Raw genomic sequence first — 19,984 nt, 5'->3', positions numbered from 1 at the left:
CAGGGCATCACGCCAGGTGTTCTCACCTCGTCCACGGTCGCAGTCGCTGCGGTCGTCCGCCCCAGCCCCCTCGGGGGGCCAATGCGGGTGGCATGCGCTCGAACCTAGGGGCGCCTTTCATCGTGGACGAGAAGGGTGCGTGTGGTGTCCGATCCGATCGACCGGCTGGCCGCGGCGCCGCCGGGGGCCGAGCTGGCCGCCCTGCTGGTGGGCGTCGACCTCACTGGGCTGTCCTCGCACGACCTCATCGTGGTGGCGCTGGCGCGGCAGCGTCAGCTCGCCCACGACGAGGCCGCGCTGCTGCGGGTGTTCGCCGAGCTGGCGGCCCGCCCGCAGTACCAGCGCTGCGCCGCCCCGGACGAGCTGGCCGCCGGGCACGCCCATCGCGCGGTCGAGGCGGCCGGCGACGAGATCTCGCTGGCGCTGCGCTGGACCCCGGGCCGCGCGACCGGGCGGGTCGCGCTGGCGGTCGAGCTGCTCGAGGACCTCCCGGACACCTTCGCCGCGCTCGAGGCGGGCCGCATCGACGCGGACAAAGCGCGGCTGATCGCCGACCGCACCCGCTGCCTGCCCGACCCCGACCTGCGCCGCCGGGTCGAGACCGCCGTGCTGCCCGACGCCCAGACGCGCACCCGGTCGGCGCTGGACCAGCGACTGCGCCACGAGGTGATCGCCGCCGACCCCGCCGGCGCCGACCAGCGCCGCCGCCTTGCCGCCGACCGCCGCTACCTCGGCCGGCCCGAGCCCGCCTCGCCGGGCGGTGAGGACGGCATGGCCACCCTGACCGTCTGCGGACCGGCCGAAGACGTCACCGCGCTGTGGGTGGCCACCGACGCCGCCGCCCGCCACGCCCACGCCAGCGGCGACGACCGCACCCTGGACCAGCTGCGCTTCGACCTGCTCACCGGCCTGGCCTGGACCGCGCTGGAGTCGGGCCACCTCGGCTGCTGCCACCCGAACTGCGCCAACGCAGCCTCAACACTCGCCAGCACCAGCAAGCCCGGCGAGCCGATCCGCGACGGCGCGCCTCCGCACGCCGGTCCGGGCGACACCGCCCGACCCGCCGACACCGCGGGGCCGGTGGTTCTCGGCCGACGCCGCGGCAGGCCCGCCACCGTGCACGTCACCGTCCCGATCGACGCTCTCGCCGGCACCGGCGACGCGCCTGGCGACCTCGACGGCTACGGCCCCATCCCCGCCGGCGCGGTGCGCCGCATCACCGCCGACGCCACCCTGCGCCGGCTGCTCACCGACCCGCCGACGGGCGGCTACTCGAGTACGGGCGCACCACCTACACCCCGCCCGCCGACCTCGCCGCCCACGTCGTCACCCGGGACCGGACCTGCCGCTTCCCCACCTGCCACCGCCCGGCCACCGAGGCCGAGATCGACCACCGGGTGCCCTACGCCCACGGCGGCAGCACCGGCCCCGCCAACACCTGGGCGCTGCACGCCGGTCACCACCGCGCCAAGACCTGGCACGGGTTCACCATCACCACCGACCCGCACGGCACCCCCTGGTGGACCATCCCCGCCGGCCACCACTACCGCGTCGAACCCGAGGCCATCGGGCCGGTCCTGAGCGCATCGGCACGGGTCGCTGCCGGGGTCGGCGCGTCGGGCCCGCCCGATCCTGAGCCGCCGCCGTTCTGACCGGCAGGCTCCTCGAATGACACCACAACCAGGGCATGCTCTAGCGGTTCTCGTCCTCCGTTCGCTGGAAGATCAGGCAGTAGTCGCCGGTGAGCCACTCCGGCTGCTCGTCCCAGCACAGGAACGTCTCCTGCCGAAAGGTCAGGTGCCGCCGGGCGATCCGGCCGACGTCCCAGGCGAGGGTGGTGGCGACGCCGTCGTCGATCATGTTGCCGACGTTGAGGACGAGATGGCCCCACGGCCGCAGCAGCCCGGCGACCTGCGCGAAGATCTGATCCAGTTCGCCGAGGTAGGTCTGGTAGTCGCCGTCGAGGGTCTCGTAGGCGTTGAGCGGGTTCTCCGGGTGGTTGCGCAGCGTCATGTACGGCGGCGACGTCAGGCACAGGTCGACCGGCCGGTCCACGAGCACCCCGACCTTGCGAGCGTCGCCGGTGATGACCTCGCCGGCGCCACCGAGCCGGCGGCGGATCATGTCCGCGCGGTCCGGCAGCAGCTCGAGGCCGAGGCCGGACCGGCCCATGCGCTCCGCGACGACCAGAGTGGTGCCGAACCCGGCGAACGGGTCGAGCACCAGCTGACCGGGGAGGGAGTACTCCGCGATGACCGTCTCGGCCAGGTTCTCGGTGAAGTGGACGTTCTCGTCGGCCTCGACGTAGCGCTCGTTCACGAGGTCGTCCATCCACTGCTGCAGCCAGGGCCTCATGCGGTCCATCTTGCTCGACCGGCCGCCGCCGCGCCGCCGCGACCCGGGCCGTACGCTGCTCGCTGTGAGCGCGGAACGGACGAACTGGGCAGGCAACCTCACCTATGGGGCGACGCGGGTCCACACGCCGTCGTCCGTCGAGGAGCTACAGGACCTCGTCGCACGCACCCGGCGAATCCGGGCTCTGGGCAGCCGGCACTCGTTCAGCGACGTCGCCGACACCACCGGCGAGCTGGTGTCGGTCGCCGAGCTGCCGCCACGGGTCGAGGTCGACGCCGCGGCCCGCACGGTGACCGTCGCGGCCGGGCTGCGCTACGGCGACCTCGCCGAGGAGCTGCACCGGCAGGGCTGGGCGCTGCACAACCTCGGCTCGCTGCCGCACATCTCGGTGGCCGGGGCGGTCGCGACGGCCACGCACGGGTCCGGCGACGGCAACGGCAACCTCGCGACGGCGGTGGCCGGGCTGCAGCTGGTGCGGGCCGACGGCGAACTGGTCACGCTGCGCCGCGATGAGCCGGACTTCGCCGGCGCGGTCGTGGCGCTGGGCGGGCTCGGCGTCGTCGTGGCGGTGACGCTCGACGTCGTGCCCGCGTTCGACGTGCGGCAGGTGGTCTACGACGACCTCCCGCTCGACACCGTCGCAGAGCGGTTCGACGAGATCTTCGCGGCCGCATACAGCGTCAGCGTCTTCACCGACTGGGCCGGCACCACGCGAAGCTGGGTCAAGCACCGGGTGGAGGACGGCGACGGCTGGACGCCGGACCCGGCCTGGATGGGCGCCCGGCTGGCCGACGGACCCCGCAACCCGGTCCCCGGCATGCCGGCCCTCAACTGCACCGAGCAGCTCGGCGTGGCCGGCCCGTGGTACGACCGGCTGCCGCACTTCAGGCTCGGGTTCACTCCGAGCAGCGGCGAGGAGCTGCAGTCGGAGTTCCTGGTCGCGCGCGACCACGCGGTCGAGGCGTTCGGCGCGGTCGCGAAGCTGGCCGACCGGATCGCGCCGGTGCTGCAGGTCTGCGAGGTGCGCACGGTCGCCGGCGACGACCTCTGGCTCAGCTCGTCGTACGGACGCGGCGTCGCCGGTCTCCATTTCACCTGGACGAAGGACCCAGAGGGCGTCCGGCCGGTGCTGGCGGAGATCGAGCGCGCGCTGGCCCCGTACGACGCCCGGCCGCACTGGGGCAAGCTGTTCACCGTCGATCCCGCGCAGGTGCGCGAGCGGTATCCGCGGCTGGCGGACTTCCGCCGCCTGCGCGGCGAGTACGACCCGGACGGCCGGTTCGGCAATGCCTTCCTCCACCGTTACCTAGGTTGACCTGGACGGTCACGGAACCGGCGACTGACCGGCGCCGTCGAATCGGACATGAGGCGGTGGTTTGCCGGCCTTGTCTCTTTGGGCATGCTCGCCGGTTGCTCGTTCGGTGCTGACGACGAAGACGGTGCGATCGCCGTCATGGGGCTGACGTCCTTCGACGCTTGCGAAGACGTCCTGGATCACCTGAAGACGGAGGCACGCGACCGGGTCGGGCCGTGGGGGCTGAGTGGCAACGACATGATGTTTTACGCGACGGACGGAGCGGCGCGTGCCGATGGCGCGGAGTCGTTCGCGGCCGAGGACAGCGGCGCGGCCGGACCGCAGGCCCCGGCGCACTCCACCACGAACGTGCAGGAGGCCGGCGTCGACGAGCCCGACGTGGCCAAGACCGACGGGCGGCTGCTGGTCACCGCCGCCAGCGGCGACCTGCGCATCATCGACGTCACCGGCACCGCGCCGCGCGAGCTCGGCCGGCTCGAGCTGGTCGAGGGCACCGAGCAGCAGTACGCCGACGCCACGGTGTTCCTGGCCGGCGACCGCGTGGTCGTGCTGGTCAGGCAGAACACGATGATCGCCTACGACACCGCGGCCAGCGACTACCCCGGCGGGCCACCGTCGACCACCGCGGTGCTCCTGGTCGACATCTCCGACCCCGCGGCACCGGTGGTCGAGTCGCGGCTCGAGGTCGACGGCAACTACCTCGACGCCCGCATGGTCGACGAGACCGTCCGGCTGGTCGTCAGCTCCTACCCCACCCTCGCGTTCCCGATGACGGAGGAGGACTGGAACCGGCCGGAGGAGGAGCTCACCGAGCGCAACCGCGCCATCGTCGAGGAGTCCACCATCGGCGACTGGCTCCCGTCGTACACGTTCACCAGTGGTGACGCCGAGCCGGTGACCGGCCAGTTGGTCGGCTGCGAGCAGCTGAGCCGGCCCGACGAGTTCGCCGGCTACTCCACGCTCAGCGTGCTGACGTTCGACCCGGCGGACGGACTCAGCGCCGACGGCACGGTCGGCGTGCTGACCGACGGCGACACCGTCTACGCCAGCCAGGACCGCCTCTACGTCGCGACGACCCGGTGGGGCGACCCGTTCGCCCCGGACGACCGCTCGATCCGGCCGATGCCCGCGCCCGGTGAAGTGACGACCGGCATCCACGCGTTCGACATCACCGGCAACGTCCCGGCGCGGTACCTGGCCTCCGGCGAGGTCGAGGGCCGCATCATCGGCCGGTACGCGATGTCCGAGCACGAGGGCGTGCTGCGGGTCGCGACGACCATCGACTCGTGGACCGGCACCACCGACACCAGCGAGAGCCGGCTCTACACGCTCGAGGAGGGCGACGACGAGCTCGTCCAGCTGGGGCAGGTCGGCGGCCTGGGCAAGGGCGAGCAGATCTACGCCGTTCGCTACTTCGGCGACACCGGTTACGTCGTCACGTTCCGGCAGGTCGACCCGCTCTACGTCCTCGACCTCTCCGACCCGGCGCACCCGGCGGTCACCGGCGAGCTGAAGATCACCGGGTACTCGTCCTACCTGCATGACGGCGGCGACGACCGGCTCATCGGGGTTGGCCAGGAGGCCTCGGCCCAAGGGCAGACCGTCGGTGCCCAGGTCTCGCTGTTCGACGTCGCCGACCCCAGCGCGCCGGCCAAGCTGGACGGGCACGTCGTCCCGAACGCGTGGTCGCAGACGGAGTGGGACCCGCAGGCGTTCCTGTTCTGGCCCGACACCGGCCAGGTGTTCGTGCCGCTCGAGACGATGACGGGGCCGAGCGCGCTCGTCGTCCGGCTCGGCGACGACACCGTGACCGAGCAGGGGCAGGTCACCCGCACCGAGGCGCCGCGCGAGGGCTGGACGCAGCTGCGCCGCACGATCGTCGTGGGCGACACGCTCTACACCGTCTGGCAGGACGGCGTACAGGCCAATGGGCTGGACGACCTACAGCCGCGCGGCTGGCTGGCCTTCGGCTGACTGGTTTCCTTTCCCTTGTGGGACTCGCCGCTGCTTGGGACCTCGCGGTCGGCTCTGGGGCTAGTCAGCCGAAGGGGGTCGGACTGGCGCTGGCACTCGCCGCGGCCTCGGCGGCGCAGGCCTCCTCGAGCGTGGCCAGGTAGTCGGCCAGCGGCTCCAGTCCGGCCTCGGCCCGCCGCTCGTCGACCGTCTCCGGGTCGGAGAGCGGCGCGGGCTGTGGCACGCCGTCCACGCAGCCGATCTGGGTGCCGTAGACCTGTTCGCCGCCGGAATTCAGCGCGACACGGTCCTCCAGGTAGGCCAGCTCGCCGGGGTCGGCCAGGCCGGCTTCGGCGGCGGGCCGCATCAGCTCCAGCGCCTGCCGCTGGAACTCCGGGTCGAGGTCGGAGTGCTGGGCGATCACCCAGGCCGCGCTGGCGCCGTCGGTGCCGACGAGGTCCGATCCGGGCCAGCCGTGCTCCTCGATGATCTCGGCCAGCCGGTCCGTGCGCTCCTGGTCGTTCCACTCCCCGGCGACCTCGCCGGACCGTTCGGCCTGATCCTGCTCCATCATCTCCAGCAGCTCGGCCCGCAGCTGCTCGTTCCGCTCCCGCGTGGTCGCCGACGGCGTTCCCGACGGCGTCGCGGCGTGGCCGCCGTGGTCACCCGTGCACGCGACGAGCAGCAGGGCGACAAGCACCGCGGCGGCCCGGATCATCGCGCCAGTATGGCTGCGCGGCGGCGCCACGTGAACCCGTCCGGCACCATATGAGAGTAGGCGCCGCGGCCGTCGACGTCGTCACCGTTCCGCCTTGTGCCCTTCCGGCTCGGATCGCCACGTCAGCGTGCGGATGTCGCGGACGGCGAATAGCGCGGCCGTGCAGCCGACCAGGCCGGCGACGCAGCCCCGCAGCACGGGAGCCGAGCCGAGCCGGTCGGCCATCGAGCCGCCGAGCAGGTAGCCGACCGGCACGAGCACAAGCTCGCCGAGCAACCCGATCGACGACACCCGGCCGATCAAGTGCTCCGGCACGTGCTGCTGCCGCGCGGTCTCGTAGAACACGATGGACAGGTCGAGGGCCAGCCCGCTGACCGCCATCGGCACCAGCACCCAGGCCAGGTGCACGTCCAGCGCCAGCACCGCCAGTGGCAGCGGCCAGGCCAGCAGGACGCTCACCGTCGCGAGCATGAGCCGGCGCGGCCGCCAGCGCAGCGCGAAGAGTGTGGGTCAGCACCGACGTCGTCAGCACCAGGCCGACGGCGAACGCGTCGCCGCCCGCGTCGAGCACGGCGAACGCCAGCACGACCGTCGCCAGGGTGCTGCCGGCCAGCGACAGGCCGCGGCCGGTGAAGTAGCGGAGGAACTGGCCGCGCCAGGACGCCGTTCCGGCGGCCACGGCCCTAGGCGACGTGCGCAGCCAGGCCGTGCAGCGACGCGATGCGGTCGCGTTCGCCGGCCGGTCCGGTGCCGTGCCGGTCGAGGTGGACGGCGCGCAGCCCGGCCGCGCGGGCGCCGACGACGTCCAGCTCGTAGTCGTCGCCGACGTAGAGGATGGTCGCGGGGTCGAGGCCGAGCGCGGCGCACAGGCCAGCGTAGGCGCGGGAGTCGGGCTTGGCGCGGCCCAGCGACTCGGCGGTGAGGACCGGACCGACCCGGCCGGTCAGGCCGATGACGGCGAGCTTGTCGTGCTGCAGTTCGTCGGGGCCGTTGGTGAGGATGCCGGTGCGCAGCCCGGCCGCGGCCACCAGATCCAGCGCCACCTCGGCGTCGTCGAAGCGCTGCCAGCCGGAACGGTAGGCGGTGAAGTAGTCGCCCCACAGCGCGTCCAGCCCCGGCGGGTCCGGCGGCGGCCGGTCAAGCAGTTCCAACAGTCCGCCGATGCGGCGGCGGCGCTGCTCGGCCATGCTGACCAGGCCGTCGCGCCAAGCGGCGAAGTGCAGGTCCTGCAGCTCGAACCAAGCCGCGGTCAGGTCCGGGGTGGCCGGGCCGTGGAACGTAGCCAGCCAGGTGCCGAAGCCGCGGGCGGCGGAGCCGGAATGGTCGAAGAGCGTGTCGTCGAGGTCGAACACCACAGCCGCGAGCTCAGCCACGTCGTCACCCTACGACGGGCCGGATCCAGAGCCGCTCACCGTCGTCGAACCGTTCCGTCGGCCGAAGGCCGGCGCGCTCGGCGACGGTCATGGACGCCTGATGCTCGGGGTGCACGTGCGCGGTGATGGTCCGCACCCCGCGCTCGTCGAGCCATGCGACCAGGGCGACGGCCGCCGCGGTGGCGTAGCCCTGCCCGTGGAACGCGGCGCCGACGACCCAGGCGATCTCCGCCTGCCGGCCCTCGTCGGTGACGGTCGCCTGGACGGTGCCGACGGCGCGGCCGTCGGGCGTGCGGCGAATGATCCAGTTGAGCCACTCCTGCCGTCCATCGGGCGACCGGCCGGCGACCAGCCGGGAATACCGCGACCGCAGCTCCGGCAGCGACGGCGGCGTACCTCCGATGAACGTGTAGAGCGCGGGGTCGCTCAGCACCTCGACCATGTCGGCCGCATCGTCCACGGTGAGCGGGACGAGCTCGAACCGGTCGGTCGCGATGAGACCGGCGCTCACAGCACGCTCACCGCGACGACAGCGCGTGCTCCCAGGAACCCGCCCAGTTCGTCGGCCGCGTCCTGTAACGACCGCGACTCGGCGACGTCGAACGGCCGGTACAGCACGGCATCGACGATCACCTCGTCCTTCCGGACGGTGCGCTTCCACCGGCCGGCCACCTGGGTGTCGACCGTGATGACGCCGTTGGGCAGGGCGAGCTTGTCCGACGCCGCGGCCACCAGGCCACTGAGGTCGAGCAGGTGCTTGCTCCGGGTGTAGCCGACGATGTACTCGTCGTAGGCCTGAAGCAGCCGCACCGACGGCGACGGGGGCGGCGACGGAGGGTCGCCCGGCGCGGACCAGTAGGTGAGGCCGTCGACCTCGGTGCTCTCGAGCGCGTCGCCGGCGAGCGCCAGCCCGGTGGCGATGTCGGCGCGGGTGAGACTGGACCACCACGACAGGTCCTTCTCCGTCGCCGGGCCGTGGCTGGTGAAGAACCTGCGGACCAACTCGGCCAGCGCCACCTCGCGGTCCAGGCTCGCCGCCTGCGGCGCGCGCTCGTCGAGCAGAGCGTAGGTGTGCTGCTTGCCCTTGAGCGGGCCGCTGCAGATCACCCGCTCGAGTTCGGCGTGGATGAGGATGTAGCCGAGCCGGACGCGCAAGGCCGTGATGCCGTTGCGGTTCAGCATTGTCGCGACCTCGGTACGGGTCAGGTGGTTCCCGCCCGCGAGCGCTTCGGCGATCAGGTCGGTGGCGCGGCGCAAGACCCCGGCGTCGAGGTCGGTCACCCGGTAGGCGTAGGCGTTCAGCGCGTGCACCCGCGGCGCGGTCAGCTCCAGTAGCCAGCGGATGTCGGCCGGCGTGACGAAGTGCCACGTCGGGCGCAGCACGTGGGTGCGCAGGATGACGCCGTCGTCGAAGGCGCGGTCGAGGTCGGTGTCGGTGATGCCGGGGCCGAGCCGCTGGGCGACCGCCCACTTGGCCGGGTGGTAGTCCTGCGACTGCAGGGCGCCGAACCAGCCGACCACGTCCGCGGCTCCGGTGAACGGGGCCGGCTGCGCGACACCCAGCCCGACGGTGCCGGCGCGGCGGCGCGCGAGCTGGAGGCCGTCCACGCCTCAGCCCTGCCGCACGGCCCAGGTGCGGACGACCTCGTCGAGAACGCCCATCGGCAGCGGGCCGTTGCCGATGACGACGTCGTGAAAGGCCTTGACGTCGAACCGGTCGCCCAGCGCCGCTGCGGCCTCGGCGCGGATGCGCTGGATCTCCAGCCGGCCGACCATGTACGCCAGCGCCTGACCGGGCGCGGAGATGTAGCGGTCGACCTCGGTCTCGATCTCGACCCGGCTGGTGGCGGTGTTGGCGACGATGAAGTCGACGGCCTGCTGCCGGCTCCAGCCCTTGGCGTGCAGCCCAGTGTCGACGACCAGCCGGCAGGCCCGCATGGAGTCCTCGCTGAGCATGCCCAGCCTGGCGATGTCGTCGGAGTACAGACCCATCTCGTCGGCCAGCCGCTCGGCGTAGAGGCCCCAGCCCTCGTCGAACGCGGTGACGGAGGCGAGCCGGCGCAGCAGCGGCAGGTCGGTGAGCTCCTGAGCGATGGTGAGCTGGAAGTGGTGGCCGGGCACGCCCTCGTGGAACGCGACGGACTCTGCGCTGTAGCGGTCGCGCTTCTCCGCCTCGTACGTGTTCGCGTAGTAGGTGCCGGGACGGCTGCCGTCCATGGCCGGCTGCATGTAGTAGGCACCGGGAGCGCCGGGCGCCTCGGCCGCGGGCACCGCCTCGACGACGCAGCTCTGCGACGGCAGCCGGCCGAACCATTGCGGCGCGACCTGCTCGGCCCGCCGGATGGCCGAGCGCGCGGCCCTCAGCAGCTCGTCGGCGTCGCGCCAGCGCAGGGCGGGATCGGTGCGCAGCCGCCGCAGGATCTCGCTCAGCTCGCCGGTGCCGAAGACCCGGCCGCCGACGGCCGCGTACTCCTCGGTGAGCCCGGCCAGCACGTCGAGACCGATCTGGTGCAGCTCGTCGGGCGTGCGGGTGGTCGTGGTGTGACCCTTGGTGAGCTTGGCGTAGAACTCGTCGCCGCCCGGCAGCCAGCACAGCCCGCCGCGGTCGTCGGGCCGGCCGTGCGGGGCGACGTCGGCGGCGACGGCGTCGCGGTAGCGCCCGACCGCGGGGTGGACGACCTCGGCGAGCAGGCGGTCGCGCTCGGCCCGGAACCCAGCGGCGTCGACGCCGCTGCCGGGAGCCGGCTCGGGCCGGCGGAGTGGGTCGTCGTCGGGGCCGGCGAGGTAGCGGGTGAAGTGCTCGACGGTGGCCTCGGCCAGCCGGCGCACGGGCAGCCGGCCGGCGGCGATGCCGGCGCTGTGCCGCTCGGCGATGGCGTCGAGCAGCGCCGGCAACCCGGCCAGCCGCGCGAGGTAGCCGTCGGCGTGTGCGGGTTCGGTGATGCCGATCATCGGCAGGAACGAGAGCGTGGCGGGCGCGGGCGCGAAGAACGAGTCGGTGACGGTGTACTCGACGCCGCGCACGGCCAGCCGGTCGCGCTCGGTCTCGATCTGCTGCAGGATGACCGCCCGGGTGATGCGGTCGGCGGCGTCGAGCCCGGCTGGGTCGACGGCCTCGGCGCGCGCCGCGATGCCGGCCAGCCGGGCGTCGACCGCCGCCTCGCCCGCCTCGGTGTAGTCGGTCAGCCGGTCCTCGCGGTCGCGGAAGCCCAGCAGCGATGCTTCGAGCGGGGCCGCGTCGAACAGGGCGTCGATGAGCTCGTCGGCGAGCTGGGCGATGGTCATGCGGACTCCCACTGGTCGGCTCGTGGGACGACCGTATCCCGGCGGGCCGACATCGTTCGACGCTGTCGGGGTATGGCCGCAGGATGAGTGCGACTTCGCTCCCACCTGACCGCGCCGGCCCCCGCCACGTGGACCCCGCGACAGTGGTCGCGGTCGGCGAACTGACCGAGGCGCTGGAAACGGTCGAGGTGGCCCGCGGCCACCTGTACGCCTTCCACCAGCTCACCGGGTCCGCGGACTTCAAGGTCGAGAGCGCCATCGCGAAGCTCCGGCAGGCCGGGCATTCCGAGCTGGCCGCGCGGCTGGAGACGGACCTGCTGGGTCGCAACGTGCTGCCCGGCCGCTGGTCGTTCCAGGTCATCCAGGACTACGAGGACACCTACTACGAGCCTTTCCGCGATTTCGAGCGGGCCGGGCGGGAGCTCGTGGGCGGCCGGCGGCATCTCTACGAGGCGTGGCTCAAGCAGCGCCGGCGCAGTCCCGGGCGCAGCGGGCACGAGGCGACACCCGACGAGCCGGCCGCCGGTCCGCCGCCACCGGGCTGACGACATGGCGGGGCGGATCGTGCCGGTCACGCGTCTGGCCGAGCCGGCGGGGGCGGCGCTGGGCGCGCTGTTCGGAGGCATGGCGGCGCTGCGAGGGGGCAAGCCCGTGCATCCGGACGGGCACGTCTACGGCGCGGTCGTCCGGCGCACCGGCTCGCCGCGGCGGTGGGGGTCGTCGTGGCTGGACGACGCGGGCGAGGACCGGGGCATCGCCCGGCTGTCCAGGGCGGCCGGTCTGCCCGAACCGCTCCCGGACGTCCACGGGCTGGCCGTGAGTTTCACCGGCATGGACGGCCGGCGGCACGATGTGCTGCTCGCCACGACCGGCCTGGGCCGCTGGACGCGCTTCGCGCTGCGGCCCACGCGTCGGATCCGGGCGCCGTACGGCTCGCTGATGCCGTACCAGGCACCTCGCGGCCACGTGCTCCTGGCGGCGGTGCCGGTGCCGAGGCCGCTGACGCCGCCCGAGAACGTGATGGCGTTCCGGCTCCTCGCCGCGACGCCGACCGGGCCCTGGCGCCCGTTCGGCAGCCTCGAACTGAGCCGGCGTCCCGGCTCGCCGGTGGACGATCCGGTGCGCTTCGATCCGGTGCGTCACCTGCTGCCGGGACTGCGCTGGCCACCGGTGCTCGCCCGGTTGCGGGAGCCCGCCTACGCCGCCGCCCGCCGCACCGCGGTGTCGCCGGCCGGTCATACGGAGGCCTGAGGAGTCCGCCCGCGGTCCCCGGCCGATCGCCGGGAGAGTGCGACGACGAGGACCGCCAGCACCGCGGCCAGCACCGCGCTCACCGTCGCGGCCACCACGATACCGTCGGTGAACGCCTCCCGCGCTGCTGGGAGCACGGCCTCGGCGCCGGACGCCGGCAGCTCCTCGGCCGCCGCGACGGCCGCGCCCAGCGTGTCCGCGCCGGTGCCGGCGCCGCGGTAGACCGCCGCCACCACACTGCCCAGGACGGCGATGCCCAGCGCGCCGCCCAGTTGCGGCGCCATCGATGACAGCGCCGCGGCGGCGCCGGCCCGTTCCGGTGGGGCCGCGCCAACGACCTGGTCGGTGGCCAGCGCCATCATCGGGCCGAGCCCCGCCGACACCGTCACTGAACCGGCCACCACCAGTCCCAGCCCTGAGGTCGCCGTCAGCTGGGTGAGCAGCACGAAGCCCGCCGCCGACACCGTCAGGCCGGCACCGATCACCACGCCGGGGCGCACCCGGCGGACCAGCCGCGGGGCCAGCAGCGACCCGGCGATCACCCCGAACGCCGACGGCGCGGTCCAGAGCCCCGCGCGCAACGGCGACAGGTCCTGGACCAGCTGCAGGTACTGAGCGAGGTAGTAGTTCGCGCCCCAGAGCACGAAGATGCCGATCGACAGCGTCGCGACAGCCACCGAGAACGCCGGGTCCCGGAACAACCGCACGTCGACCACCGGGTCGGCCAGTCCCTGCTGCCGCACGACGAACACCGTCCCGACCACGAGCCCGGCGACGACCGCCGCGGCGGACGCCCAGCCGGCACCGTCGACGGCGATCTCCTTCAGCCCCCACACCAGCGGCAGTACCGCACCCAAGGACAGCAGCACGCTCACGACGTCGATTCTCGCCGCGGCGGTGTTGCGGTGCTCCGGCAGCAGCACCGGGCCGAGGGCGAGGATCAGCACCATCACCGGGACGCCGAGCAGGAACACCGAGCCCCACCAGAACCGCTCCAGCAGCGCGCCGCCGACGAGCGGCCCGATCGCCGTGCCGCCGGAGACGCTGGCGATCACGATCCCGACGGCGACGGCCCGCCGCCGCGCGTCGCGGAACATCGTCGCCGTCAACGACAGCGTCGACGGCATAAGCGTCGCCCCGGCCACGCCGAGCAGCGCCCGCGCCGCGATCAGCGTCTCGGCGCTGGGCGCGTAGGCGGCGACCACCGACAGGACGCCGTACGCCCCGGCGCCGAGCATCAGCAGCCGCCTCCGGCCGATCCGGTCTCCGACCGCGCCCAGCGCCAGCATCGACCCGGCCAGCAGGAACGCGTACACGTCGACGATCCAGAGCAGCTGGGTACCGGACGGCCGCAGATCGGAGTCGATGGCCGGCAGCGCGAGGTGGGTGACGGTCAGCTCCAGCGACGCCAGCAGCGCGACGACGCAGAGCACGGCCAGCCCGGCCCACGCCCGGCGAGAGGATTCGGAAGTCACGGACTCCAGCAGACATCCTCAACCATTGTTGAGGTCAAGTCGCCGGCAGGATCGGGTACGAGACGCGCATGCAGACGTTCCTGCCGTACCCCGAGTTCAGCGCCAGCGCCGCGGTACTGGACCAGCGGCGTCTGGGCAAGCAACGGGTAGAGGCCCTGCAGGTGCTGCGCGCGCTCGTCCGCCCGGGCTACGGCTGGCGGCACCATCCCGCGGCGGCGATGTGGGCCGGCTACGAGGAGGCGCTGACCCGCTACGGCCTGGCCGTCTGCGCCGCGTGGTGCACGCTCGGCCACAGCGACACCTGTGCGACGACCCTCACCTCCGAGCTCGCCGCGGCGACCGGGATCCGGCATGTACGGGCGCAACCGGAGCTGGCCGCGGCCGCCGAGCTGCCCCCATGGCTGGGCGACGAGCACTTCCATCGCAGCCACCGCTCGGCGCTGCTGCGCAAGGACCCGGAACGCTACGGACGGTTCTTCGCCGACGTCCCGGCGGATCTCCCCTACGTATGGCCGGCGTCGGACCGCTCCCGGCGGCTTCCGCTTTCGTGATCGTCAGGGGTTCCACCGACTGCGGACTCGTGGGTCCTGCTGTCGCCGGCCCGGCTCGGGAAACCCCGGCGTGCGCGTGGTTCGTCGATGGCGCGGGATCCCGAGGGGTGGGCACGTGCACGCCGGGAGTCCGGCGGCGTGCGGGCGCCGGGTCGCCGTCACAGCTGCGACCTCAGCTCCGCCGCCCGCGCCGTGACGGTTGCGAGCACCCGGCGGGTCGTGGCCAGCTCGCTCGCGTCGATGCCGGCGTACAGCTCCGCGGTCACCGCGACGACGGCGGCTTGGAGCTCGTCGTACTGGATCCGGCCGGCCGCGGTCAGCCCGATCTGCTCGTACGTGTCGTACGCCAGGAGGCCGCGCTCCTCCAGGGAGCAGAGCACGGCCGTCGCCTCGGTGGCGTCGACGCCGAGGGCGAGGACGAGGCCGTCGCGCAGGGACGGCTGGGACACCCGGTCGGGCGCCGTCCCGAGGGTGCGCAGCGCGACCCATTCGGCGAGCGTGATGCCCTTGGTGTCGAGGACGACGGCGAGCAGGGCGTGGACGGCCTTGGCGGCGACGCCGATGTCGACACCGGTGAGCGGGGCGATGATCACGGGTTCCTCCCGGGGTCGGGCGGTGGCGGCGCGTCGAGCAGCGTGGTGAGGGTGGCCACCAGCTGGCGGGTCTGTTCGCTGTCGGGCCCGCCGAGCGGCTCGGCGAGCTGGTTCTGCAGCGTCATGACCCGGTCGATGGCGGATTCGGCGGCCTCGACGCCGCGGTCGGTGAGGGTCAGCCGGACGGCGCGGGAGTCGGACGGGTCGGTGGTGCGGCGCACCAGGCCGTTGCCCTCGAGCGTGCGCACCAGCTTGGAGACGAAGACGGGGTCGAGGCCGGTGTGGTCGGACAGTTCCCGCTGGCTGGGCTGCCCGCCGGCCCGGGTGACGCCGTAGAGCGTGCCGAGCACCGAGAACTGCGCCTGGGTGAGCCCGTACGGAGCGAGCGCCCGGTCAAGCAGCGCGCCCCACTTGGTCGCGAGCCGCCAGACCAGGTAGCCCGCGGTCGGATTCTTCTTCATCACGAAAAACTGTACGTGGACACTATGTCCACGGCAACCTTTTATCGGCCTGGATCTACCAGGCAGAACTGCGGGATCGCGATGACGCTCATGCCGGCGTCTCCGATCGGGAAGGTCGCGAGCTGGGTCGGCGGGCCGGCGACGGGGTCGGGCTCGCCCACCGGCGCGTAGGCGACGGTGTAGCCGTGCACGGTGGCGACCCGCCGAGCCGAAGACCCGGCCCAACGACGCCGACGCTCAGCTGGAAGCTCTGCACGCGCTCGGGATGCTTGTGCAGGAGATAGCGGAGGTCGCTGGCGTAGGCGACGGCCGAGGTCAGGGTCAGCAGCACCGGACCATTGTCACCGGCCAGACCGCGCGGTCGGCTGCCACCGCCATCTCGCTCCTGGGAGTGAGGACGCCGACGCCATGCCGCGCCGATACTGTTCGCGTGGCGCGACTGAGCGAGTACGGCGAGCGGCTGGCCGCGTGGGCGCGCGGCCTGCCACCGGTCGCCGTCGACGCCGTCGTGGCCGCGGCCTGCGCGCTCTACGTGATCTTCAACGCGGGCGTGGCGGACAAGCTGTACTGGTGGGTGCCGCTGGCGGCGTCGGTCAACGCGCTGCCGCTGCTGTGGCGGCGGCAGCACCCGTTCGCCGTCGCCGCCATCACCGGCATCTCGACGACGGTGCTGGCCAGCGCGGACATCCTGGCCGACGTCCCGGCGGCACAGCTGGTCGCCACCTACACGTTCGCCGCACTATCGCCGCCGCTGAAGCGGCTGATCGCCGTTGCGGCCACGGTCCTCGGCATCTCCATCTCGATCATCGTCCCGCGTGACGAGGCGCTGAACCTCGGCATGATCGGCATCATGTTCGCGGTCGCCTACGCGCTGGGCACCGCGGCCCGGGCCCGCCGCGACCGCATCGCCATGTTGGAGGAACGCGCGCTGCGGCTGACCCAGGAGCAGGAGACCGCCGCGACGCGGGAGCGCGAGCGGATCGCCCGCGAGATGCACGACATCCTCGCCCACTCGATGAGCCTCGTCGTAGTCCAGGCGGAGGCCGGGCCGGTCGCCGTCCGGCACGACCCCGACCGCGCGGAGCAGATGTTCGACACCATCTCCGTCACCGCCCGCGACGCGCTGGCCCAGCTGCGCCGCGTGCTCGGCGTGCTGCGTGCGGCGGACGACGGCGGCGGCGACCGTGCGCCGCAACCCGGCCTCGGCGCCCTCCCGGGCCTGGTCCAGCGGGTCAACGACGCGGGGCTGGCGGCGACGCTCGCCGAGGACGGCGCGCCGCGGCCGGTCCCGGCGGACGTCGCGGCGACGGCGTACCGGATCGTCCAGGAGTCGCTCACCAACACCGTCAAGCACGCCGGGGCCGGCCGGGTGGACGTCCGCTTGACCTGGTCGGGCGACGCGCTGCGCATCGAGGTCGCCGACGATGGCGCCGGCCCGCCGAGCGCGCCCCCGACACCGTCGGCCGACGGAAGCGGGCACGGCCTGATCGGGATGCGCGAGCGGGTCGCCGCGGCCGGCGGGACGCTCGAGACCGGGCCGGGACCCGGTGGCGCGGGCTTCCGCGTGACCGCCTCCGTACCTTTCGATTGCCCCAGGGCCGACCCCCAGGTCCGAGGCGGCGGCGAGCCACACGAGGGAATGGAAAACTAGAGGGCGTGCCCGAGCCGACCATCCGCGTGCTGATCGCCGACGACCAGGCGCTGGTGCGCGGCGGCTTCGCGATGATCCTCGACGTGCAGCCCGACATCGCCGTCGTCGGCGAGGCCGAGGACGGCGCGCAGGCGGTCGCCGCCGCCCGGGAGCTGCGGCCGGACGTCGTGCTCATGGACATCCGGATGCCGAACATGGACGGCATCGAGGCGACCACCACGATCTGCCGCGAGACCGACGCCCGGGTGCTCGTGCTCACCACGTTCGACCTCGACGAGTACGTCTACGACGCGCTGCGGGCCGGTGCCAGCGGGTTCCTGCTCAAGGACATGCGCCGCGACGAACTGGTCGAGGCGGTGCGCGTCGTCGCGTCCGGCGAGGCGCTGCTGGCGCCGTCCGTCACCCGGCGGCTGATCGCGGACGTCGTGGGCCGGGGTGGCGGCCCGCCGGGCGCCGGCCAGGGCGCCGCCGACGGCCGGCTGGACGTGCTGACCGCGCGCGAGGCGGAGACGCTGCGCCAGGTCGCGCGCGGGCTGTCCAACGCCGAGATCGCGGCGGAGCTGTTCGTCACCGAGCACACCGTGAAGACGCACGTGAGCAGCATGCTCAGCAAGCTGGGCCTGCGCGACCGCGTCCAGGCGGTCGTGCTCGCGTACGAGACCGGCCTGGTCACACCGGGCGCGTCTCACTCCTGAGAGGGAGGCCGCCGCTCCTGCGAGCGGGGCCCGAATCCGCTCTTCACGGCGATCCGCCGGCAGGGGTCCGAGGGCCACGATCGACACAGTCCATCGGAGCCCCAAGGAGGCCGCCATGTTGCGCAGCATCACCGGGTTCGCCGTCAGGCGGCCCCTGATCGTCATCCTCGCCTGGGTCGCCGTCGTCGCCGCCGGGTTCGGCATCGGCACCGGCGTGTTCGACCGCCTCACCTCTGACACCGGCATCGTCCCGGGCAGCGAGTCCGCCCAGGCCGAGGAGCGCGTGGACGACGCCGCGCCGCAGCCGGACACCTTCACTGCCGTCGTCACGGGCGCTTCTGCCGGAGCGCTGGAGGCCGGGCTCGCCGACGTCGCGACGCTGCCCGGGATCGCGTCGGTCTCGCCGCCGCTGCCGTCGGACGGAGGCGACGCGGTCCTCGTCGAGATCGCGCTCACGCCCGGGCTGGAGGACGACGGCGAGGGCGAGGCGGCGGCCGCCGCCGAGCGGCTGGAGTCGATCGACGCGGCGTCCGTCGTCGTCGCCGGCGGCCCGCTGTCCGACGTCGAGTTCTCCGAGACCGCCCAGGAGGACGTCGCCCGCGCGGAGATGCTGACCATGCCGGTCGTGCTGATCCTGCTGCTGGTCGTGTTCGGCGGGCTGCTCGCGGCCGGGCTGCCGCTGCTGGTGGCCGGCGTCGGCGTCGGGGCGACGTTCGGGATCCTGTTCGCGTTCAGTCAGGTCACCGACGTGTCGGTGTACTCGATACAGATCACGACGATGCTGGCCGTCGGGCTGGCGGTCGACTACGCGCTGCTGATGGTGAGCCGGTTCAAGGAGGAGCGGCGGACGGTGCCCGACGTGCGAGAGGCCGTGCTGCGGACGGCGACGACGGCCGGGCGGACGGTCGTGTTCTCCGGGCTCACAGTGGCCGTCGCGCTGGCCGGGCTGGTGGTCTTCAACGACCCGTTCCTGCGCTCGATGGGGCTGGCCGGGTCCGCCGTCGTGCTGGCCGACATGGTCGCCGCGCTGACGCTGCTGCCGGCGCTGCTGGCGAAGTTCGGCCACCGGATCTCGCCGACGCGCGAGCGGTCCGGTGATGGCGTGTTCGCCCGGGTCGCCCGCGGCGTGCAGAAGCGGCCGGTCCTCACGCTGGTCACCACGGCGGCCGCGCTGGTCACGCTGGCGGTGCCGGTCGCGGACATGCACATCTCGCAGGGCGACCCGCGGATGCTGCCGACGTCGACGGACACCCGCGAGCTGTGGACGCAGCTGGGCACCCACTTCCCCGAGCAGGCGCGGTGGACCGGCGACATCGAGATCGTGGCATCGGCGCCGACCGGCTCGGTCGAGGGCCTGCGCTCCGCCGTCGAGGACCTGCCCGGCATCGCGTCGGTCGAGGTCGTGCCGTTGACCGACGACCTCACCGGGCTGGCCGCCACCCCAGCCGGCGACGCCGAGGGCGCGGCCGCGCAGGACGCCGTCCGGGCCATCCGCTCGATGTCGCTCCCCTATGAGGTCCAGGTCGGCGGCGACACCGCGGTGCTGGTCGACTACCAGGCGATGCTGGCCGACCGGCTGCCTTGGGCGATCGGGCTGGTGGCGATCGGCACACTGGCACTGCTGTTCGCGTTCACCGGCTCGATCCTGCTGCCGGTCAAGGCGATCCTCACCAACCTGCTGAGCATCGGCGCCGCGCTCGGCATGGTCGTGTGGGTGTTCCAGCAGGGTCACCTCGCCGGTCTGGTCGGCGCCGACGGCCTGGGCTATCTGCACCTCACCGTCCCGATCCTGGTCGGCGCGATCGCGTTCGGACTCTCCGTCGACTACGAGGTGTTCCTGCTGTCGCGGATCCGCGAGCGCTGGCTGGCAGGCGACGGCGCGCACGGCTCGGTCGTGGCCGGCCTGCAGCGCACCGGCGGCATCGTCACCGCGGCCGCGCTGATCATCGGAGTGGTCTTCGCCGGGTTCGTCTTCGGTGGGTTCGCGCCGATCAAGGCGATCGGGCTCGGGCTGGTGCTGGCGATCGCGCTGGACGCCGCCGTGGTCCGGATGCTCCTGGTCCCGGCGACGATGACGCTGCTGGGCTCGCGCAACTGGTGGCTCCCCCGGCCGCTGCGCCGGGTGCACGAGCGGCTGGCGCTCACCGAGTCCGTCGAGGCGCCCTCGGCCACCGAGCCGACGGGACCGGACGGCGAGCGTGAGCCGGTGCTGGTGCGCTGACGTCGGGCCGAACGGAAGGGGCGGGTCCCTCGGATCCGCCCCTTCCACGCGCTCGTTTCAGACTCCCCGACCCGATCCGTGGGTTGG

General features: G+C 73.4%; 20 protein-coding genes and 1 pseudogene. 9 read left to right on the top strand and 12 right to left on the bottom strand.

The window, feature by feature from the left end; all coding sequences use genetic code 11:
- Positions 1-144: 144 nt before the first annotated feature.
- Positions 145-1,581, top strand: coding sequence for a DUF222 domain-containing protein (locus E1262_RS15785; protein WP_162605932.1), 1,437 nt, complete (start codon positions 145-147; stop codon positions 1,579-1,581).
- A gap of 111 nt (positions 1,582-1,692) precedes the next feature.
- Here E1262_RS15785 and E1262_RS15780 read toward each other — a convergent pair whose 3' ends face one another.
- On the bottom strand, positions 1,693-2,355 hold the full coding sequence (locus E1262_RS15780) for a DNA methyltransferase (RefSeq protein WP_162605931.1): 663 nt from the start codon (positions 2,353-2,355) through the stop codon (positions 1,693-1,695).
- A 64-nt stretch (positions 2,356-2,419) separates the two neighbouring features.
- On the opposite strand from E1262_RS15780, the gene E1262_RS15775 reads away from it, so the two are divergent.
- Together E1262_RS15775 and E1262_RS15770 are read left to right on the top strand one after the other, a co-directional pair.
- The gene (locus tag E1262_RS15775; protein WP_238992950.1) at positions 2,420-3,670 is read left to right on the top strand and encodes a D-arabinono-1,4-lactone oxidase; all 1,251 of its coding nucleotides are present in this window, start codon (positions 2,420-2,422) and stop codon (positions 3,668-3,670) included.
- A 138-nt stretch (positions 3,671-3,808) separates the two neighbouring features.
- Positions 3,809-5,644, top strand: a complete 1,836-nt coding sequence (locus E1262_RS15770; RefSeq protein ID WP_162605930.1) for a beta-propeller domain-containing protein — start codon at positions 3,809-3,811, stop codon at positions 5,642-5,644.
- Positions 5,645-5,708: 64 nt separating this feature from the next.
- Here the strand turns inward: E1262_RS15770 and E1262_RS15765 are convergent, their stop codons facing one another.
- From E1262_RS15765 to E1262_RS15740, 6 genes are all read right to left on the bottom strand, one after another.
- On the bottom strand, positions 5,709-6,341 hold the full coding sequence (locus E1262_RS15765; protein ID WP_132104093.1) for a DUF6624 domain-containing protein: 633 nt from the start codon (positions 6,339-6,341) through the stop codon (positions 5,709-5,711).
- A gap of 81 nt (positions 6,342-6,422) precedes the next feature.
- The gene (locus E1262_RS15760; protein ID WP_132104092.1) at positions 6,423-6,800 is read right to left on the bottom strand and encodes an MFS transporter; all 378 of its coding nucleotides are present in this window, start codon (positions 6,798-6,800) and stop codon (positions 6,423-6,425) included.
- A 224-nt stretch (positions 6,801-7,024) separates the two neighbouring features.
- Positions 7,025-7,714, bottom strand: a complete 690-nt coding sequence (locus E1262_RS15755) for an HAD family hydrolase (RefSeq protein ID WP_203453915.1) — start codon at positions 7,712-7,714, stop codon at positions 7,025-7,027.
- 4 nt (positions 7,715-7,718) lie between these two features.
- Positions 7,719-8,225, bottom strand: a complete 507-nt coding sequence (locus E1262_RS15750) for a GNAT family N-acetyltransferase (RefSeq protein WP_132104091.1) — start codon at positions 8,223-8,225, stop codon at positions 7,719-7,721.
- Positions 8,222-9,322, bottom strand: coding sequence for a winged helix DNA-binding domain-containing protein (locus E1262_RS15745; RefSeq protein WP_132104090.1), 1,101 nt, complete (start codon positions 9,320-9,322; stop codon positions 8,222-8,224). The genes E1262_RS15750 and E1262_RS15745 overlap by 4 nt, the downstream gene beginning before the upstream one ends.
- Before the next feature lie 3 nt (positions 9,323-9,325).
- Positions 9,326-10,999 carry a DUF885 domain-containing protein gene (locus E1262_RS15740; RefSeq protein WP_132104089.1) on the bottom strand — a complete coding sequence of 558 codons (1,674 nt, stop codon included), beginning with the start codon at positions 10,997-10,999 and terminating at the stop codon, positions 9,326-9,328.
- Positions 11,000-11,082: 83 nt separating this feature from the next.
- Here E1262_RS15740 and E1262_RS15735 point away from each other — a divergent pair, with 83 nt between their 5' ends.
- Together E1262_RS15735 and E1262_RS15730 are read left to right on the top strand one after the other, a co-directional pair.
- On the top strand, positions 11,083-11,544 hold the full coding sequence (locus E1262_RS15735; RefSeq protein WP_132104088.1) for a hypothetical protein: 462 nt from the start codon (positions 11,083-11,085) through the stop codon (positions 11,542-11,544).
- 19 nt (positions 11,545-11,563) lie between these two features.
- On the top strand, positions 11,564-12,250 hold the full coding sequence (locus E1262_RS15730) for a hypothetical protein (protein WP_203453914.1): 687 nt from the start codon (positions 11,564-11,566) through the stop codon (positions 12,248-12,250).
- Here the strand turns inward: E1262_RS15730 and E1262_RS15725 are convergent.
- Positions 12,235-13,725, bottom strand: coding sequence for an MFS transporter (locus E1262_RS15725; RefSeq protein WP_132104086.1), 1,491 nt, complete (start codon positions 13,723-13,725; stop codon positions 12,235-12,237). The two genes, E1262_RS15730 and E1262_RS15725, sit on opposite strands and share 16 nt — an antisense overlap.
- A 68-nt stretch (positions 13,726-13,793) precedes the next feature.
- Here E1262_RS15725 and E1262_RS15720 point away from each other — a divergent pair, with 68 nt between their 5' ends.
- Complete coding sequence (locus tag E1262_RS15720) at positions 13,794-14,276, top strand: MSMEG_6728 family protein (RefSeq protein ID WP_132104085.1); 483 nt, start codon at positions 13,794-13,796, stop codon at positions 14,274-14,276.
- Between the two features lie 158 nt (positions 14,277-14,434).
- On the opposite strand, the gene E1262_RS15715 is transcribed toward E1262_RS15720, so the two are convergent.
- The 4 genes and pseudogenes from E1262_RS15715 to E1262_RS32125 form a co-directional block, all read right to left on the bottom strand.
- Positions 14,435-14,869 (bottom strand): MarR family winged helix-turn-helix transcriptional regulator, encoded by a 435-nt coding sequence (locus E1262_RS15715; protein ID WP_132104084.1) that lies wholly within the window; start codon positions 14,867-14,869, stop codon positions 14,435-14,437.
- The gene (locus E1262_RS15710) at positions 14,866-15,330 is read right to left on the bottom strand and encodes a MarR family winged helix-turn-helix transcriptional regulator (RefSeq protein WP_132104083.1); all 465 of its coding nucleotides are present in this window, start codon (positions 15,328-15,330) and stop codon (positions 14,866-14,868) included. Before E1262_RS15710 ends, E1262_RS15715 begins: the two co-directional genes overlap by 4 nt.
- Before the next feature lie 41 nt (positions 15,331-15,371).
- Positions 15,372-15,521: a hypothetical protein gene (locus E1262_RS31335; RefSeq protein WP_238992949.1), complete on the bottom strand. Its 150-nt coding sequence runs from the start codon at positions 15,519-15,521 to the stop codon at positions 15,372-15,374.
- 83 nt (positions 15,522-15,604) lie between these two features.
- Positions 15,605-15,661, bottom strand: a pseudogene (locus E1262_RS32125) (hypothetical protein); the annotation flags it as partial.
- A gap of 99 nt (positions 15,662-15,760) precedes the next feature.
- On the opposite strand from E1262_RS32125, the gene E1262_RS15700 reads away from it, so the two are divergent.
- The 3 genes from E1262_RS15700 (at position 15,761) to E1262_RS15690 (ending at position 19,897) form a co-directional block, all read left to right on the top strand.
- Positions 15,761-16,981, top strand: a complete 1,221-nt coding sequence (locus tag E1262_RS15700) for a sensor histidine kinase (protein ID WP_162605929.1) — start codon at positions 15,761-15,763, stop codon at positions 16,979-16,981.
- Between the two features lie 5 nt (positions 16,982-16,986).
- On the top strand, positions 16,987-17,676 hold the full coding sequence (locus E1262_RS15695; RefSeq protein ID WP_203453913.1) for a response regulator: 690 nt from the start codon (positions 16,987-16,989) through the stop codon (positions 17,674-17,676).
- 115 nt (positions 17,677-17,791) lie between these two features.
- Positions 17,792-19,897 (top strand): MMPL family transporter, encoded by a 2,106-nt coding sequence (locus tag E1262_RS15690; protein ID WP_132104080.1) that lies wholly within the window; start codon positions 17,792-17,794, stop codon positions 19,895-19,897.
- Positions 19,898-19,984 lie beyond the last annotated feature (87 nt).

The organism is Jiangella aurantiaca (assembly GCF_004349105.1).
Lineage (GTDB): Bacteria > Actinomycetota > Actinomycetes > Jiangellales > Jiangellaceae > Jiangella > Jiangella aurantiaca.
Note: the sequence above shows the minus strand (reverse complement) of the source record. Positions and strands in the feature narration are given on the sequence as shown.